This is a genomic window from Microbacterium sp. GW821-FHT01D02 (genome assembly GCF_059422585.1).
The window spans coordinates 1652963-1671001 of the sequence record NZ_JBWKXB010000001.1 but is presented as its reverse complement, the minus strand read 5'-3'; the positions used below and the strand labels follow the sequence as shown (position 1 = coordinate 1671001).

17 protein-coding genes are annotated in these 18039 nt (G+C 69.0%); 11 read left to right on the top strand and 6 right to left on the bottom strand.

All coding sequences use genetic code 11. The features are described from left to right. Positions 1-14: 14 nt before the first annotated feature. The 3 genes from AC07VM_RS08270 to wecB form a co-directional block, all read right to left on the bottom strand. A complete protein-coding gene (locus AC07VM_RS08270) occupies positions 15-1148 on the bottom strand; it encodes an MFS transporter (protein WP_494910658.1) in 1134 nt (377 codons plus the stop codon). Positions 1149-1309: 161 nt separating this feature from the next. Continuing rightward, on the bottom strand, positions 1310-2656 hold the full coding sequence (locus tag AC07VM_RS08265) for an XrtP-associated glycosyltransferase (protein ID WP_494910657.1): 1347 nt from the start codon (positions 2654-2656) through the stop codon (positions 1310-1312). Between the two features lie 39 nt (positions 2657-2695). Further along, a complete protein-coding gene (gene wecB / locus AC07VM_RS08260; RefSeq protein WP_494910656.1) occupies positions 2696-3835 on the bottom strand; it encodes a non-hydrolyzing UDP-N-acetylglucosamine 2-epimerase in 1140 nt (379 codons plus the stop codon). 201 nt (positions 3836-4036) lie between these two features. Between wecB and AC07VM_RS08255 the strand changes: the two genes are divergently transcribed. The 4 genes from AC07VM_RS08255 to AC07VM_RS08240 all read left to right on the top strand — a co-directional run bounded on the left by AC07VM_RS08255 (position 4037) and on the right by AC07VM_RS08240 (position 8317). Further along, positions 4037-4774: an SGNH/GDSL hydrolase family protein gene (locus AC07VM_RS08255; protein WP_494910655.1), complete on the top strand. Its 738-nt coding sequence runs from the start codon at positions 4037-4039 to the stop codon at positions 4772-4774. A 102-nt stretch (positions 4775-4876) separates the two neighbouring features. Next, positions 4877-5617: a Type 1 glutamine amidotransferase-like domain-containing protein gene (locus AC07VM_RS08250; RefSeq protein ID WP_267416773.1), complete on the top strand. Its 741-nt coding sequence runs from the start codon at positions 4877-4879 to the stop codon at positions 5615-5617. Continuing rightward, entirely contained in the window at positions 5614-6969 is a 1356-nt protein-coding gene (locus AC07VM_RS08245; RefSeq protein ID WP_267416772.1) for an anaerobic C4-dicarboxylate transporter family protein, read from the top strand. Before AC07VM_RS08250 ends, AC07VM_RS08245 begins: the two co-directional genes overlap by 4 nt. Before the next feature lies 1 nt (position 6970). Beyond that, on the top strand, positions 6971-8317 hold the full coding sequence (locus tag AC07VM_RS08240) for a threonine/serine exporter family protein (protein WP_494910654.1): 1347 nt from the start codon (positions 6971-6973) through the stop codon (positions 8315-8317). A 96-nt stretch (positions 8318-8413) separates the two neighbouring features. Here AC07VM_RS08240 and AC07VM_RS08235 read toward each other — a convergent pair whose 3' ends face one another. The 3 genes from AC07VM_RS08235 to AC07VM_RS08225 form a co-directional block, all read right to left on the bottom strand. Beyond that, entirely contained in the window at positions 8414-9640 is a 1227-nt protein-coding gene (locus tag AC07VM_RS08235) for an ATP-binding protein (protein WP_494910653.1), read from the bottom strand. Between the two features lie 203 nt (positions 9641-9843). Then, positions 9844-12363, bottom strand: coding sequence for an ABC transporter permease (locus AC07VM_RS08230; protein WP_494910652.1), 2520 nt, complete (start codon positions 12361-12363; stop codon positions 9844-9846). After that, complete coding sequence (locus AC07VM_RS08225; RefSeq protein WP_494910651.1) at positions 12363-13130, bottom strand: ABC transporter ATP-binding protein; 768 nt, start codon at positions 13128-13130, stop codon at positions 12363-12365. Before AC07VM_RS08225 ends, AC07VM_RS08230 begins: the two co-directional genes overlap by 1 nt. A 108-nt stretch (positions 13131-13238) precedes the next feature. Between AC07VM_RS08225 and AC07VM_RS08220 the strand changes: the two genes are divergently transcribed. From AC07VM_RS08220 to AC07VM_RS08190, 7 genes are all read left to right on the top strand, one after another. After that, the gene (locus AC07VM_RS08220; RefSeq protein ID WP_494910650.1) at positions 13239-14471 is read left to right on the top strand and encodes a sensor histidine kinase; all 1233 of its coding nucleotides are present in this window, start codon (positions 13239-13241) and stop codon (positions 14469-14471) included. Beyond that, the gene (locus AC07VM_RS08215; protein WP_494910649.1) at positions 14459-15097 is read left to right on the top strand and encodes a response regulator; all 639 of its coding nucleotides are present in this window, start codon (positions 14459-14461) and stop codon (positions 15095-15097) included. Before AC07VM_RS08220 ends, AC07VM_RS08215 begins: the two co-directional genes overlap by 13 nt. A gap of 248 nt (positions 15098-15345) precedes the next feature. Continuing rightward, entirely contained in the window at positions 15346-15705 is a 360-nt protein-coding gene (locus tag AC07VM_RS08210; RefSeq protein WP_267416764.1) for a PadR family transcriptional regulator, read from the top strand. A gap of 2 nt (positions 15706-15707) precedes the next feature. Continuing rightward, entirely contained in the window at positions 15708-16079 is a 372-nt protein-coding gene (locus AC07VM_RS08205) for a DUF1048 domain-containing protein (protein WP_267416763.1), read from the top strand. Then, positions 16076-16855, top strand: coding sequence for an ABC transporter ATP-binding protein (locus AC07VM_RS08200; protein WP_267416762.1), 780 nt, complete (start codon positions 16076-16078; stop codon positions 16853-16855). Before AC07VM_RS08205 ends, AC07VM_RS08200 begins: the two co-directional genes overlap by 4 nt. Then, positions 16852-17619 carry an ABC transporter permease gene (locus AC07VM_RS08195; RefSeq protein ID WP_267416761.1) on the top strand — a complete coding sequence of 256 codons (768 nt, stop codon included), beginning with the start codon at positions 16852-16854 and terminating at the stop codon, positions 17617-17619. The genes AC07VM_RS08200 and AC07VM_RS08195 overlap by 4 nt, the downstream gene beginning before the upstream one ends. 118 nt (positions 17620-17737) lie before the next feature. Further along, positions 17738-18022: a hypothetical protein gene (locus tag AC07VM_RS08190; RefSeq protein WP_494910648.1), complete on the top strand. Its 285-nt coding sequence runs from the start codon at positions 17738-17740 to the stop codon at positions 18020-18022. Positions 18023-18039 lie beyond the last annotated feature (17 nt).

Genomic DNA, 18039 nt, shown 5'->3' with positions numbered 1-18039 from the left:
GCGGCCCGGGGCGGTCATCCTCGTGGCAGCAGGGACGCAAGGGGCACGGCGAGGGCGGTGAGGATCGCCGCGACGGACAGGATGCCGGATGCGCCGGCGCCCGAGTACGCGATGCCGGCGAGCACCGGGCCGCCGACTGCCCCGAGGTTCAGTGCCGCCGTGGCATAGGCGCCGCCGAGCACCGGCGCCCCCGACGCCTGGCCGACGATGCGCGCGATCAGCGAGGAGCCGACCGCGAACGACAGCATCCCGCCGATCAGCGCACCGACGAAGACCGCCGGGACCGACCCGACCGCGAGCCCGAACAGCGCCCAGACCGCGGTGGTCGCCACGGAGCCGATCACGACCCAGGCGCGATCGAAGCGCGCGGCCCATCGCCCGGTGGCCGTCACGCCCAGGAAGGCGCCGACCCCGAAGACGGCGAGCAGCAGCGGGATCCAGGATGCGTCGATGCCGGCATCCGCCCCGATGACGGCGAGGAACGTGAAGACCCCGAAGGTCGCCGCATTGACGAGCACGGCGAGCACCACGGCCACCAATACCGAGCGGCGTCGCAGCTCCACGAGCTCCCCACGCAGATGGACCTGCGGCGCACGGGGAACGGCGCCGAGCGTTCGGTCCAGGAGCAGTGCCACGACGGCGGGAAGACACAGCACGACGACGGCCCAGAAGGTGGAGCGCCAGCCGAAGGCCGTGGCGAGCATCGCACCGGCGGGGACCCCCACGATCGTCGCCAGCGTCGTCCCCGCGAGCAGGACTGCGACCGCGCGGGTCGTCTGTGCCGGGGTGACGACGTTCCGCACGGTGGCGAGGGCGATCGCCAGGAAGCCGGCGTTGGCCAGCGCGGCGAGGATCCGAGTGACGAGGAGCAGCGCGAACGATGACGCGACGGCGCCGACCACATGCGCGGTGATGAAGGCCGCGAGCAGCAGCACGAGGGCCGACCGCGGACGCCACCGGCTGGCGAAAACGGCCATCAGCGGGGCGCCGACGACCATGCCGACCGCGAAGGCGGAGGTCAGGAGGCCGGCGGTGGACGGATCGACGTCGAGATCGGCGGACAGAGGGAGGAGAAGGCCGGCGAGCATGAACTCGCTGGTGCCCTGGGCGAAGATCGCCAGAGCGAGGACGGGGACGAGGAACGGCATGGTGCATCCAGACGCGCAGAGCCGCACGCGCTCCGGAGCGCGCCGAGCGGCAGGTGAGAGAGGTCGACGAGGATGCGGGGAGCGCACGACGTGCGCTCACACCCGCGATCTAGCGTCTATCCGACTCAGGGCTCACCCGCCCACCGTATCCCACGCGCCCCTCACGCGTCCTTCGCGATCGGGCCGGCCACGTCGACCTCATCATTGCGCCGGGTCTTCGCCCACCCGTTGCGTCCGCGTACGATCCGATAGACCGCGCGAGCTCCCGCCACGTACACGTAGTAGTCGTACAGCCACACCCCGATCCCCCAGAGGACGGCACGCCAGAACCCGATCCCGGGCTCGCTGTGACGGCGGTAGATCGGGCCCCACACGACGAACGGGCCGATCCCCAGCACGAGATACAGGACCACGAAGAGCAGGAGGGAGCTCAACGGCACGACGAGCGTCCCGGTGAGGAGTCCCACGGTCGCGCCGATGAGGAGGGTCACCGCTGCGACGCAGGCGAGGACCTGGAAGACCGGAAGCAGCAGGTAGTAGCAGACCTCGAGGACGCCGACGATCGAGAGCTTCCGGGAGCGGACGATCTCGGGGATGTAGCGGATGCACTGCATGTTCCCCTGCGCCCACCGGGTGCGCTGCACCGCGAACCTCCGGAAGTCGTGCAGGGCCTCCTGAGCGACGTACGTGTCGTGCAGATGACGGTTCTTGTGCCCCGCGAGCAGGATGTGGATCCCCAGCTCGTAGTCCTCCAGGAGGGAGCCGTGCCAGGGCCGATCGGACCGCGCGGCGATGTCGTCCAGGACGGAGAGGCGCGTGAACTGGCCGTTCCCTCCGAGACCCACCGTCTGCGTCCACCCGCGAAGCGCCTGGACCGCGGCGATCTGGCCCCGGAACTCCATGTCCTGCATCCGGATGAGGAAGCGGCCGAAGGCGTTCCTCGCCCGCCCGGCACCCGCCACGGGCCGGCGGTCATCACGGTTCTTCATGTAGACGGTGACCTGCGCCGCGCCGACCTCGGGATCCCCGAACGCTTTCGGGGAGGCGGCCTGCCGGAGGATGTTCTCGGCCACCTCGCCGTCGGCGTCGACCACGCAGACGACGACGCGCGACCGGTCGATGCCGGCGGGGAGGAAGGCGTTCATCGCGAAGTACGCGGCGTTGAGCGCATCGCCCTTTCCGGTCCGAGCTTCCGGCCGACGCCGCTGCACGAGATGCACGAAGGCGTCCGCGTCGGCGGCCGCCTGCACGATCGCCGCCGTCCCGTCGTCGCTGTCGTCGTCGATCACCCAGACATGGGCCTGCGGAACCGTGGTGCGGAGCATGCGGATCGTGCGCCCGATGACGACCTCCTCGTCGCGGCACGGCACGAACATGTGCCACTCGAACGCATCGACCGGTCCTTCCGGGTCGGGCGTGCGGCGGAGGAAAGGGACCACGATCAGGATCACGTAGACGATGAACGCGAGGGTGATGAGGAGCGAGTACGTCCCGGCGATGGCGAGCACGGCGGCCTCAGCGCGCAGGGGCGGCGGACGACACGGACATCAGGCGGCCTCGGCCGTGATCGCGGAGCGGATGTGCTCCGCGATGCGCTCCGTCGCGTGGCCATCGCCGAACGGGGAGGGCAGGGCGACCAGCCCGGCGAGGTTCTTCTCCACGGAGGAGAGCACCGCGGCGGCCTCGCCCGCGAGCGTCTGCGGCGTGACCAGGCGCGTGAAGGAACCCAAGGCCTCCGGTCGTTCGGTCGAGTCCCGGACCACGAGGACCGTGCGGCCGAGCACCGTGGCCTCCTCCTGGATGCCGCCGGAGTCCGAGACCAGCAGCGCGGCATTGGCCGCGAGGGCGAGGAACCGCTCGTACGTGTACGGCTCCTCGGAGACCAGGCCGTCCAGCAGGTGCTCGGCGTCGAGCGCGGTCAGCATCGCCCGGGTACGCGGATGCACGGGGAAGATCACCGGCCACCCCGACGCGGCGATCTCGTTGAACGCGTGCAGCGTGGTGAGGAGGTTGTCCGGGGTGTCGACGTTCTCCTGCCGGTGCAGCGTCGCGAGCACGTAGTGCGCCGACCGGAGACCGAGTCGCTCGAGCTCGTCGCGGTCGGGCCCGGCGGCGGCCCGCTGCATCTGGACGGCCTCGACGACGGGGTTGCCCGTGACGAGGATGCGGTCGTCGTCGATGCCCTCGGCGAGGAGGTTGTCACGGTTGGCCTCGGTCGCGGCGTACAGGTCATCGGCGATGTGGTCGACCATCACCCGGTTGTGCTCCTCGGGCATGCGGCGGTCGTCGGCGCGAAGCCCTGCTTCGACGTGTCCGAGCCGCACACCGGCGGCGTTCGCGGCGAGCGCGGCGGCGATCGTCGCGTTCGTGTCCCCCTGGACGACGACGTACTGCGGCTCGACCTGCGCGATCGCCTCCGCGATCTGCTCCGCGCCACGTCCGATCTGCGCCGCCCGCGGCAGACCGCCGACACGGAGCCGTCGATGCACCCGCTCGATCCCGCACGAGTGCAGGAACACCTCCGACATCCCGCGGTCGTAGTGCTGGCCGGTGTGGACGACGTACGCGGCGTCGCCGAGGCAGCGCACCAGCGGGGCGAGCTTGACGATCTCGGGCCGGGTGCCGAACACGATCATCACCGAGGACTTCGGCAGTTCGACGGCCTCGGGCGGTGTGGAGAGCTTCATTTTGGGTACCTCGATCAGCCCCCGGGTGGACCCCGTGGCCGACGTGATGAGTTGTGAGGTGCCTGCGGTGCGGTACGCGCCGCGGGCAATGAGGAACCGACAGTACCCGCCGTCTTCCCCATCGCCCGCGCCCATCTCTGCACGCATATCGACGTTCCGGCATACGTCGGCAGAAGCACCGCGGCCACTAGGCTCGGAGCCGTGTCGAACGCCGAATCCCCCGCCACCGCATCCGCCGTCTCCGACCTCCGCCGCATCGCCGCCGCACTCGCGGACCCCGCGCCGCGGAACTGGATCATCACGGGCGACTCCATCACCCACGGCCTCGTGCACACCCAGGGTGGTCGCAGCTATCCGGAGCACCTGCACGAGCTGATCCGCGGCGAGCTGGAACGCGTGCGCGACATCGTGCTGAACACGGCCATCAGCGGCAACCGCATCGTCGACCTCCTCGACGACTGGGACCGCCGCGTCGCGGACTGGAACCCCGATGTCGTGACGCTCATGATCGGCACGAACGACGCCTCGGACGGCGGGCCGCGCGAGGTCATCTCCGCGTCCGACTACGCCGCGTCGCTGCGGGAGTTCGTGGCCCGCGTGCGGGCCATCGGCGCCGTCCCGGTGCTGCAGACGCCGCCCGCGATCGATGTGCGCAACGCTCCGGAGCGCGCCCGGATCGGCGAGTTCGCCGACGCCGTGCGCGAGGTCGCGGCGAGCGAGGACGTGATCCTCGTGGATCAGTACGCCCGCTTCGCCGAGCTCGGTGCCGGCGGGGTGCCGTGGGGGCTGATGAACGACCCGTTCCACCCGAACACGACCGGTCACGCCGTCCTCGCGCTCGAGCTCGCGGGCGCCCTCGGCATCCGTCCCGAAGGACCGCGCGCACGCACCACCGCACTGCTCGAGGGCCTGGTCGCGACGGCGCGCCTGAACGGCTGACAGCCACCGCGTCCCTCACCCGCGCGGGGCGAACTCGCTCTGGACGCCGCCTGCGGCGCACCAGTAGGTTGAGCGCATTCGCAGTCGTCGAGAGGTGGGGGCATGTCTCACGTGGTGGCAACCGGGGCCGGCAAGGCCATGATGGAGCGGCGGAACGATCCGACGCACGATTACATCCTCGAACTCACGGGCAAGGAGCGCCCCCGGGTGCTCTTCGTCGGCACAGCGACCGGCGATGACGCCGCGTACATCGTGAGCTTCTACTCCACCTACGATTCCGACCGCTGCGCGCCGCACCACCTGCCGCTCTTCCATCGGGCGGTGGACGATCTCGCGGGCTACGTGAAGGGCTTCGACGTGATCCACGTCGGCGGCGGCAATACGGCGAACATGCTCGACGTCTGGAAGCGCCAGGGCCTCGACGAGATCATGCGCGAGATGTGGGAGGACCCCGACTCGAACGTCGTCTTCACGGGCGGCAGCGCCGGCGGCATCTGCTGGTTCGAGGGCGGCACCACCGACAGCTACGGCCCGACCCTCCAGGTCCTGCCGGAGGGACTCGGGTTCCTGCACGGCAGCTTCTGCCCGCACTACGACGCCGAGGACCAGCGCCGCCCGCTCTTCCACGCGTCCCTGCTGAGCGGCGAGCTCTCCACCGGCTACGCGGTCGGCAACCTGCAGTCGCTGCACTTCGAGAACTCCGAGTTCGTCACCGCGATCAGCCCGGTCGAGAACGCGCTCGCGCTACGGGTCGAGGCCATCGACGGGAAGATCGTCGAGACCGAGCTGCCCACGACCGTGCTCACCGGGAACGCCCCGATCGTGAAGGGACCGTCGTCATGAACGACAACGTGTGGATCCTCATCGCGCAGCTGATCATCGTCATCGGCGCCATCTACATGGGCACCCGCACGAGCGGGATCGGCCTGGGCGTCTGGGGACTGGTCGGCGTCGCCATCCTCATCTTCTTCTTCGGCGAGGCACCGGGCAACGCTCCGGTCGACGCGGTCTTCATCGTCATCACCGTGATCACCGCGGCGTCGACCATGCAGGCGGCGGGCGGCATCGACTGGATGGTGTCGGTCGCCGCGAAGGTCATCCGCCGCAAGCCGAAATCCGTGGTGTTCCTCGCTCCGGCCATGTCGTTCCTCTTCACGGTCGGCGCCGGCACGGGCAACATCTTCTACCCGCTGCTGCCCGTGATCTACGACGTCTCCTACCAGCAGAAGATCCGTCCGGAGCGGGCGCTCTCGGTCTCGGCCGTCGCCTCGCAGGTCGGCATCCTGTGCTCGCCCGTCTCCGCCGCCACCGCCTCGATGGTGGTGCTGCTCGCTCCGCAGGGCGTCGACCTCGGCGGACTGCTGCTCATCATGTGGCCGGCCTCCATCGCCGGTCTCTTCGTCGCCGCGCTCGTCATGATGCGCCACGGCAAGGATCTCGAGGAAGACCCGGAGTTCCAGCGCCGCCTGGCCGACCACCAGATCAAGCCGCCGACGGTGGATGCCCACGAGAACAAGCTCGCGCCGACCGCCGTGCTGTCCGCCGCACTGTTCCTCGCGGGCGTCGCGGTGATCGTGTTCTTCGGCCTGTTCGAGAACCTGCGTCCGGTGATCGGCACCGACGATGCGGGCGACCCGGTGCGGCTCAGCGTCACGGTCATCATCGAGGTGACGATGGGCATCATCGCCGCCCTGATCTTCGTCTTCTGCAAGGTGAAGGCGGCCGACGTCCCCAAGCAGCCCACCTTCCCCGCCGGCATCGTCGGAGCCATCGCCCTCTTCGGTATCGCGTGGCTCGCCAACACCTTCGTCGCGGCGAACCAGAAGCTCATCGTCGATGGGCTCGGCTCGGTGGTCTCCGGATCGTCGGCGTTCCTCGGCGCGCTCCTGTTCGCGCTCGCGCTGTTCGCGGTCGCGATGCTCACGACGAGCCAGTCGAGTGCCACGAACGCCATCGTGCCGATCGGCATCACGATCGGACTGCCGGCATCGCTCCTCGTCGGACTCTGGCCCGCGACCATGGGCATCTACACGCTGCCGGCCAACGGCAGCCAGGTCGCCACGGTGGCGTTCGACCAGACCGGGACGACGAAGATGGGCAAGTTCGTCTTCGACCACTCGTTCCAGCTGCCGAACCTCGTGTACATCGGCGTCGCCATCATCGTCGGGGTGACGCTGTCGTTCCTGTTCGCGTGACATGACCGAGGTCGTCGACCGCTCCGCCCTGCGCCAGTTCCTGCTCGGGCTGGCGCAGGGGATGAACGCGTCCGCCGAGTCGGTCGACCGCATCCGCGACACCATCACCGACGTCGCGCGGGCGAACGGCGGCGACGACACCGACTTCGTGGTGCTGCCGACGATCATCATCGTGGAGACGGGGGAGTCGGACGAGTCCCGGGTCGCGATCCGCTCCGCGACGAACGCGTCGTTCCGCTTCGACCAGATCGCCGCACTGTACGAGCTGATCGGCCGGGCGCGAGCCGGGGCCGTCCCGCCGATCGACGGCATCCGACGACTGAACGAGATCGGCGCGATGAAGCCGCGGCTCGGCTGGTTCACCCGCACGCTCGGGCACGCCATCCTCACCACCGGTCTCGCGCTGCTGCTCGCCCCGACCTGGCAGGGAGTGATCGTCGCGTTCATCCTCGGCTTCGGGATCGGCCTGCTGAAGCTCGTGCGCTCGCCCACCCTGCAGCTGATCCTGCCCATCGCCGCGGCGTTCGTGTGCGCGGCGGCGGTCTTCCTCCTGGCCGAGGTGATCGAGATCGGCGACCCGATTCGTCTGCTCATCGCGCCGCTGGTGACGTTCCTCCCCGGCGGTGTGCTGACGACCGCGACCGTCGAGCTCGCCGCGGGGCAGATGATCTCCGGCGCCTCGCGACTCGTCTACGGCTTCGTGCAGCTCGCCCTGCTCGCCTTCGGCATCCTGGCCGCGGGTGCAGTCGTGGGGGTGGAGTCGCATTCCTACGAACCGCTCGACGCGTCGTCGTTCCTGCCGTGGTGGGTTCCCGCCATCGGCATCCTGATCTTCGCCCTCGGCAACTACTTGCATTTCTCCGCGCCGCCCTCGACCTTCGGCTGGGTGCTGCTCGCACTGGTCGTCGCGTACGTCGGCCAGTGGGCGGGCACCGAGTTCATCGACCCGACCGTCGGCGGGTTCATCGGCGCCGTCGCCGTCACTCCGGTCGTGTTCTGGATCGCCGGTCTCCGTCACGGCGCTCCGTCGCAGCTGACGTTCCTTCCGGCGTTCTGGCTGCTGGTGCCCGGTGCCGCCGGACTGGTCGGGCTCACCGAGGCCGTCGCCACCGACAACGGCCTCGCCGACTTCGCCACCGCCCTCATCTCCGTCATGTCGATCGCGCTCGGTGTGCTGATCGGCACCGCGCTCTACCGGGTGGTGCATCACGGCGCCGAGGAGTTCGTGCAGTTCGCCGTCGCGCTGCCCGCCCCGTCCGACGCCGAGGATGCGCCTCGGAGCTTCTGGGCGCGGATCACCGGACCGTGGCGGCGACGGGGCATGGGCCGGGACGATCGCCGGAGGTAGACCTCGCGCGCGCCTGATCGATCGGCGGCCGAAAGGTCGAGGCAGGTCATACTGCCACTGATTCACCGTCACGCCGCCCGATAGGGCGAGCGGATCTCAGTCCTGCTTCTTCTTTCGAGTTCGCTTCTGCAGTTCAGGAACGACCAAAGTAGGTACTGCGCGCATCATGAACTTGTCGAAGTCGGGGACGGTGAATGCGGCGTAGCCGTGCTCTGGCGTGTAGAGAAGACCCATGTCGATGAGTTCGGCTCGAGTGGGGCCAAGCTGAGTCGATTCCCGCCCCATGACCTTGGCGACATCTGAAGCCTTCTGAGCCGCAGGGCCAAGCTCAGCCATGGCACGCATGTAGGCCGTCTGGAGCGGCGTTGCGCGGTCGAGTCTGACCCTGAAGAACGAGCTGTCGAGCTTGGCCTCGTAGCCCTCCCGAGCGGTCTCGATGTCGACTCGAGTGATCGGAGAGCCTTCCGCGATCTCCCACACCTGGAACCCGAGCTCTTGAATGAAGTACGGATACCCCTGGGAGATCTCGAGCGCGAGAGTGATGGCGTCGCTCTCGAAGGTCACCCCTTCCGCCCGGGACGGTTCGATCAGCGCCTGACGCGCGTCAGGCTCGTTGAGCGAGTCGATCTTCGGAAACTGGAAAAGACGTTCGGCGTAGGACTTGGCATCGCCTGCCAGTTCTGCGATCTGCGGCAGCCCTGCTCCTACGAAGGTGATCGGCAGTTTCCGCTGCACGGTCTTGTGCACGGCCTGAATGAGGGCCTCGAGCTGCCGCGTGCTGAGGAACTGGACCTCGTCGATCAGGATGGCGATTCCCCGTTCACGCTCCTGAGCGATCTCGCCAATCGCGACGAGAACGTCGGTCAGATCCATGCCCAGGTCGCCGTGATCAGCGAAGCCTTCTTCAGGCTCGATATCCCAGGACAAGGACCACGCGCCCTGCTGATCTACGGAGAGCGCAAACGAGGTGACGACGGCAGCAGCCCGACGGGCTCGATCCGTCCATTTCGCGCGTGGCGAGAGCCTGAGAAGTGCCGCCTTCAGGAGGGATGCCATCGTCTGCCGAAAGCGAGTGTCGTCGTGCTTGCTCGCCTCGATCTCCAGCACCTCCCACCGTTCGGCTCGGGCGATGTCGCCGAACTCGTTCAGGAGGACGGTCTTCCCGACGCCACGCAGCCCCGTGATGATCATGGACTGATGGGTCTTGCCTCGCGCGAGACGCTGGAGGAGGGTCTTGAACGCCTTGGTCTGTTCATCACGTCCGACGACAATGTCTGGCGACGCTCCCGCATTCGGCGTGTAAGGGTTCAGCACGCTGTCCATGTCACCACTCGCTTAGGTAGTTTACAGCGCTTTATTAGATATGAATAAAGCGCTGTAAAGAGAGTAACAGAAGCCCGCGAAGACGACCATGGCGATCGTGGCACAGAGCATGCTGGCCGCTGAAACCCTGGCTAGGGTCGAGACCCCCTGCTCCCGGCCTCGGAAACAGGGGGTCTCGGCGCGCACCCGGGGTCTGGGCGGCGCTACTGGCGGGAGCCGATCTCGTCGATCGGACGGGTGCGCATGGTCGCCGTCGTCCCGATCCAGAGGGCGACGAGGGCCAGCGCACCCATCGACAGGATGATGGCGAGCGACCCGGCCACGGGGAGGGCAGGCACCGGCTGCCCCGAGATACCCATGCTCACTCCGATGAGCGGAGGGATCGCGACCACGACGCCGAACACCATCGCGACGACCGCAACGAGCACGGCCTCGATCCGCATCATCGCGCGCACCTGACCGCGGGAGGAGCCGATCAGCTGCAGCAGCGCCAGCTCACGAGACCGCTCGCCCGTCGCCATCACGAGCGTGTTGACGACGGCGATCGCGATGTAGCCGAGGATCACGAGCAGGGCGATGAGATTCACCCACCCCTGCTGCGACTGCGCTCCGGCCCCTGCGGCCTTCTGGCCCGACCCGTCGGTGACGACGAGGCCGAGCTCGCTCAGAGCGGCGCGCACATCGTCCGCGGCACCGTCAGCGACCGCCACGAGCGCGAACGCATCGAGGCCCGCCGTGGTGTGCGCCCGGACCGCATCGGCGGCCATGGTGAGATCGCCGAAGCCGAGCCCGCGTTCGTACACCGCGACCACCGTCGCCTGCAGCGGAGAGCCGTCGCCGAGGTGCCCGGTGACCGTGTCGCCGAGGTCCACGCCCAGCGACTGCGTCGCATCCGTGCTCACGGCCACCGTCGTCACACCGTCGAGCTCGGTGAGTGATCCCTCTCGTACCCGCAGGTCGAGACTGTTCCCCACCTCATCCGGATCGATACCCTGCAGCACGTGCTCCGCCCTCTCCAGCTTCCCCTCGAGGTCGTGGGAGTCGAGCACCGCGGTGCTCATCGCGACGCCGGACGCCTCCGTCACCCCCGGGGTCGAGCGGATCACGTCGATGGCCTCGGACGCGAGCCCGGTCGGCGCCGTCACGCGAAGGTCGGCGATGACTCCGGCGCTCGCCTGCGTCGCCGCCTCCGCGGCGATGATCGACGGCGCCCCGATCTGCACGAGCCCGAGCCCGATGCCGAGGGCGATGGGAAGGATCGCAGACGCCAGGCGTCGGCTGTTCGCCGCGGCGTTGGCCGAGGCGAGGAACCCCGCGGAGGACAGCCGACGCAGTACCGCGCCGACCGCGCCCACGCTCAACGCCACCAGCCACGGGCCGAGCACGGCGAGCGCGATGATCAGCAGCATGGCCGCACCCGCAGCTGCGCCCGCAGCCAGCTGGCCGCGAACGACGAGAGGCACGGTCGAGACGGAGACACCCGCGCCCGCCAGGATGAGCCCGGTGATGATGCGCGGCAGACCGATCGCGGGTGCACCCGTCGCCGACTCGCGCAGCGCCTCGACCGGATCGAGCTTCGCGACGCGAGCGGCGGCGATACGGGCCGCACCCCAGGCCGACGCGAGCACGAGCAGCACCGCGTCCACCGCGGGAAGCGGGCCCACCGCCAGAGCGAAGTCGCCCGGGATCACACCGCCGGCCACGAACGCGGACTGCAGCATGCCTGAGAGGAGGTAGCCGGGGACGATGCCGAGCAGCACGGCGGCCGCTGCGACCGTCAGCACCTCGCGGGCGACGAGCGAATGCACCTGAGCAGGACTCGCTCCGACGGCCCGCAGCAGTGCGTAGTCGCGACGCCGCGACTGCACCGAAAGCGACAGCGTGCCCGCCACGATGAACATCGCGACGAGGATGCACGTGCCGACGAAGGCGCTGCCGATGGCGACGAGTGTGGACCGTGCTGCCCCGGAGTCGAGGAACTCGATGTCGCCGCGGCCGTCGCCCGTGCGGGCGATCAGCCCGGGGAAAGCCTCCTCGATCGCGGTCGCCGTCCGCTCCGGATCCGCGGTGAACACGCCGATCGCCTGCGCGGCGCCGTCGTGCGGATCGAGCTCGTGGATCCGCTGCTCGGTCAGGAACACCGGCGTCGCTCTGGTGGGAGCGACGGGCGCCGCGACCTCTCCGACCACCCGGTACTCCGACGGGATGCCGCCATGCGCGAGCACGACCGTGTCTCCCACGGCGTGACCGGCACCCACGGCGACGACCACCTCGTCGGCTGCCGCGGGCTCCCGCCCCTCGCGCAGCTCGAAGCCCGTCAGCGCGGTGGCCGCCCACGGGTGGGCCTCGACCGGGGCGGACTCCCCCGCACCGGCATCCGTCCCCTGCACGGCGAGCGGGACCGTCACGTCGATCACGACGCGGTCGACGCCCGGGACGGCGGCGACGTCACGCGGCGCCTCGTCCGGCAGAGGCACGCGCTCCCGGAGCGGCACCGGCAGATCTTCCGGCGCATCCACCTGCTGCGGCGCGCCGACCACGACGTCGACCGCCGCATAGCGCTCGGGGGCCAGGCCGCCGCGCATGCCGGATTCGACGAGGACGCCGAGGCCGGTCACCAGCGCGCTCGCGACGAACACCGCGACCGCGACGCCGACGAAGCTCCCCCGGTGGTGGCGCAGATCTGCACGGACGAGCCGGCCGATACCCAGCTGCCCGGCCATCACCACTCCCCGAGGGCGCTCATGCGCTCGTTGATCTGCGCGGGGTCGGCGCCGTCGAGGTATCCGGCGAACGCCCCGTCGGCGAGGAAGATCACGCGGTCGGCGTGCGACGCCACAACCGGATCGTGCGTCACGACCACGACCGTCTGGTTCAGTTCTCTCGCCGTGTGGGCGAGCAGGTCGAGGACCTGCTTCCCGGCGCGGGAGTCGAGTGCGCCGGTCGGCTCGTCGCCGAACACCACGTGCGGACGGGTGATCAGCGCACGGGCGATCGCCACGCGCTGCTGCTGACCGCCGGAGAGCTCGGAGGGACGACGCCGCCGGAACTCGCTCAGGCCGACCGCGTGGAGCAGGAAGTCGAGCCACTGCGGCTCGAGCCGACGGCCGCCGAGGCGCAGCGGCAGCGTGATGTTGTCCTCGACGTTCAGGGCCGGCAGCAGGTTGTACGCCTGGAAGACGAAGCCCACGTGATCGCGGCGGAACGCGGTGAGCTGACGGGCCTTGAGCCCCGAGATCTCCGTGCCGCCCAGGTGCACGGAGCCACTGCTCGGCCGGTCGAGTCCGGCGGCGCTGTGCAGCAGCGTGCTCTTACCCGAGCCGGACGGACCCATGATCGCGGTGAACGTGCCCTTCGCGATGGCGAGGTTGACACCGCGCAGAGCGGTGACGCGGTTGCTGCCTGCGCCGTAGGTCTTGACGACGGACTGCAGGCGCAGCGCCTCGGAAGGCCCCGCATCGACGGCGGGAGCAAGTGGTGTGGAGGTCATGCTTCGACGCTAGGGACGGCCGGCGCGGCATCCCATCCCGCTCTCTGCCGCATCGATGGTGGTGCTGGCTATACCGCGCCGCCCGGGCCGCTCGGGCAGACTGTGGGAGTGAAGGACGGACGGATGCGGCGCTGGCTGCGCGCATGGGGATACCTGGCCGTCGAGGCGGTGGTGTCGATCGCGTCCGTGGTGTTCCTCTGCCTGGGAATCGTCCTGCTCCCCTTCATGATCATCACCGGCGGTGTGCTGCTGATGCCCGAGGCCGTGCAGAGCCTGCACCGGTGGACGGATCTCAGCCGCCGCCGGGTCGGCGCCTACCGCGGCGAGGAGCTGGCGCCGATCGGCCGTGCGCTTCCGCCCTCGTCGACCATCGAGGACCGTCTGCGCTTCGCGTTCTCGCGCACCACCGGCCGCGACGTCCTGTGGCTCGCGGTGCAGGGGCTCCCCGTGCTGTTCGTCTCACTGCTGACGATCTCGCTGCCCGTCGCGGCGGTCAACACCCTCGCCATCACCTACTACTGGCAGTTCGCCCCCGCCGATGACCCCGTCGGTTCGGTCTACCCCGTCACGTCCTGGGAACTCGCGGCCACGATGCCGCTGCTCGCGGCGGTCTACGCCGCCCTCTCGGTCTTCCTGATCCCCGCCGTCGCACGCCTGGTGTCGTTCGTCTCGGCGAAGCTGCTCGCGACACCGGAGAAGTCCCGCCTCGCCGCCCGCGTCGACGCCCTGACCCTCAGTCGCGCCGCCGCGCTCGACGCGCATGCGGCCGAGCTCCGCCGCATCGAACGCGACCTGCACGACGGCGCGCAGAATCGCCTGGTCAACGTGGTCATGATGCTCGGGATCGCGGAGCGTGCTCAGGAGACCGGAGGCGACGTGCTCGAGCCTCTCCGGCGAGCGCAGGATGCCGCGACCGATGCACTCGCGGGACTCCGCCGCACGGTGCACGACATCTATCCGCCGATCCTCGACGAGCTCGGACTCGAGGGGGCGCTGGCATCCCTCGCCGGGCGCAGCGTCGTGCCGTGCACGATCGAGACGACCCAGGTGGGGCGCGTGCCGGCGGCCGTCGAGTCCGCCAGCTACTTCGTCGTCGCCGAGGCGCTCACGAACGTCAGCAAGTACAGCGAGGCGACGCGGGCGGCAGTGCGGGTCGAGCGCGAGGGCGAACTCCTGCTCATCACGGTCGAGGATGACGGCGTGGGCGGCGCGGTCGAGCGTCCCGGTGGCGGGGTCGCCGGAATCCGTCGTCGCATCGAAGCCTTCGAGGGGACACTGAACCTCACGAGTCCCGCCGGCGGACCCACCACCCTGAGAGCGGAGCTGCCATGCGGATCGTGATCGCCGAAGACGACACCCTGTTGCGGGAGGGTCTGGCGCTGCTGCTGCGCAGCGAGGGATTCGAGGTCGTGGCGGCCGTCGACAACGCCGAGGCCTTCCTCGACCTCCTCGATCAGGCGGACGCGGCGGTGGTCGATGTGCGGATGCCGCCCACCTTCACGAGCGAGGGGTTGAAGGCCGCGGCCGAAGCCCGCGCCCGCCGCCCCGGGTTCCCGGTGCTCGTGCTGTCGGCGTACGTCGAGGATCGATACGCGGGCGAGCTCCTGGCGGCCGGCGCCGACGGCCTCGGCTACCTGCTCAAGGAGCGTGTCGGCAAGGTCGCGTCGTTCGTCGATGCGCTGCACCGCGTGGCCGCCGGCGGCACGGTGATGGATCCCGAGGTCATCTCGCAGCTGATGAGCCGCCGCCGCGCCGACGACCCGGTGCAGACGCTCACACCCCGCGAGCGCGAGGTGCTGGGCCTCATGGCGGAGGGACTCGACAACGCCACCATCGCCGGGCGGCTGTTCGTCACCGAGACCGCGGTGAGCAAGCACATCGGCAACATCTTCGGCAAGCTCGGCCTCGCCTCCAGCGACAGCGGCCATCGGCGCGTACTCGCCGTGCTCGCGTACCTGCGCACCTGAGCGCGCGGTCGCGGTCGTTCGCGCTCGCGCACCCCGCGCCGATCCGCCATTCCGCCGAGACCCGCTTTTCCACCGAGACCCCGCGCTGCCGCCGCACACAGCGCGGGGTCTCGGCGTAGACCCGGGGTCTCGGTACATCTCTGAAAAAACGTTCGGTATTCGGTGTTGCTAAGTACCAGTACTCAGTGTTACTTTGTACCGGTACCCAGCAACACTGAGTACTCAACCGAGAAGGAGAGGAGAGACCGATGGGCAAGCAGATGACCGAGATGCTCAAGGGCACTCTGGAGGGCATCGTTCTGGCCCTCCTCGCCGAGCAGCCGGCGTACGGGTACGAGATCACCACGCGGATCCGCGACCACGGATTCACCGACATCGCCGAGGGCACGATCTATGCCCTGCTCGTACGCATCGAGCAGAAGAGCCTGGTCGACGTCGAGAAGGTGCCGAGCGAGAAGGGCCCGCCCCGCAAGGTGTACACCCTCAACGCGCAGGGCACGCAGGAGCTCGAGGAGTTCTGGAACACCTGGAGCTTCCTCAGGACGCACATCGAACAGCTGAACACGAACAACACCGACAGCAAGAACACGAACAACGAGGAGAACTGATCATGGCCGCAAAGTGGATCGAAGCGCTCACCGGATCGCTCGAGCAGAAGAAGCAGTACAAGCAGGCGAAGGCCCGCATCGACGCGCTCCCCTCGCCCTACCGCGAGGTCGCCAACGCCCAGTACCGGTACTACATGTACTACGGCGGCATCACCGACGGCGACACCATCGTCACGATGTTCCTCGACCTCGCCGACCTGTGGGAGCGCGCTGCGCTCGACGGAACCCCGGTGAGCTCGATCGTCGGCGACGACCCCGTCGAGTACGCCGAGGAGTACGCCCGCGCATACGGCGGAACGCAGTGGATCGACAAGGAGCGCGCACGCCTCATCAAGGCATTCGACGACGCGAAGAAGAAGGAGAACGAATCATGACGAACACCGCCATCTCGGTGCGGGGCATCGAGAAGTCGTACAAGGATCTGCACGTGCTGCGCGGCGTCGACTTCGAGGTCGAGAAGGGCAGCATCTTCGCCCTCCTCGGCTCGAACGGCGCCGGCAAGACGACGATCGTGCGGATCCTGTCCACCCTCCTGAAGTCGGATGCCGGGACGGCGACCGTGCAGGGTGTGGATGTCGCCACCGACCCGGTCGGCGTCCGTGAGCGCATCAGCCTCACGGGGCAGTTCGCCGCCGTCGACGAGATCCTCACCGGACGCGAGAACCTCGTGCTCGTCGCGAAGCTGCGGCACCTGCCCGACGCCGGCAAGGTCGCCGACGACCTGCTGGCGACCTTCCGCCTGACGGATGCCGGCGCACGCAAGGTCGGCACCTACTCCGGCGGCATGCGTCGTCGGCTCGACATCGCCATGAGCCTGGTCGGACACCCCGAGGTCATCTATCTCGACGAGCCGACCACGGGCCTCGACCCCGAAGCCCGCATCGAGGTGTGGGACGTGGTCAAGGAGCTGGCGCACACCGGCACGACCGTGCTGCTCACCACGCAGTACCTCGATGAGGCGGAGCAGCTGGCCGACCGCATCGCCATCCTGCACGAGGGCCGCATCATCGCCAACGGCACCCTCGCCGACCTGAAGAAGCTGCTCCCGGCCGCGAAGGTCGAGTACGTCGAGAAGCAGCCCACCCTCGAGGAGATCTTCCTCACCCTCATCGGCCCCAAGGCCTCGGAAAAGAAGGAGGACGCAGCATGACCACGCACTTCGCCGCCGACACGGCGACACTCACCGGCCGCTCCATGCGGCACATCTTCCGCAGCCCCGACACGATCATCACCACGGCAGTCACCCCGATCGCGCTGATGCTCCTGTTCGTGTACGTCTTCGGCGGTGCACTCCAGCAGAGCACCGGCACCGAGAACTACGTGAACTACCTGCTCCCCGGCATCCTGCTCATCGCGATCGCATCCGGTATCGCCTACACGGCGTTCCGGCTGTTCACCGACATGCAGAGCGGCATCTTCGAGCGGTTCCACTCCATGCCGATCGCCCGATCGAGTGTCCTGTGGGCGCACGTGCTCACGTCGCTGACGGCGAACGCCATCACCCTGGCGATCATCTTCGGCGTCGGATTCCTCATGGGCTTCCGCACCGGAGCGAGCTTCTGGGCCTGGCTCGCCGTGATCGGCATCCTGATGCTGTTCACCCTGGCACTCACCTGGCTGGCGATCATCGCGGGCCTGAACGCCAAGACCGTCGACGGCGCGAGCGCGTTCTCGTACCCGCTGATCTTCCTGCCGTTCATCAGCTCGGCGTTCGTGCCGACCGACACGATGCCGGCGCCGGTGCAGTGGTTCGCCGACAACCAGCCCGTCACCTCGATCGTGAACACCATCCAGGCGCTGTTCGCCGAGAAGCCCGTCGGCAACGACATCTGGGTCGCCCTCGCCTGGTGCGTCGGCATCCTCGTGGTCGCCTACGTCTTCGCGATCATCTCCTACCGGAAGAAGGTCAGCTGATCTTCGCCCAGCGAGACGGGACGCTCCGACCGGGTCACTCGACCCGGCCGGGGCGTTTCGCCGCGCTCGGCGCGAGGCGCTTCTCCAGATCCCCCCAGCTCCCTAGAGTGGTCGTGTCATGGAAGAGCTCAGGAACCTCGTCGGCCGCCAGCAGATGATCAGCGCCATGCTCTTCGCGACGGAGAATGCCGCGCGAGTGATCGAGATCTGTTCGGCCCCGCCGCCAGCCGACGGCGACACCGTGCGGGCACTGGCCGATGCTTGCGGACTGACGGACTTTCAGGCCGAGGTCATCCTCACGATGCAGGTGCGGCGATTCTCCCCCGACTCGGTCGCGCGGATGCGCGACGACTTACGAGAGGTCGAGATCAGCATCGACCGGCTCGGTGAAAGCGACTCTTAAACGTCGCGCCGTACGGC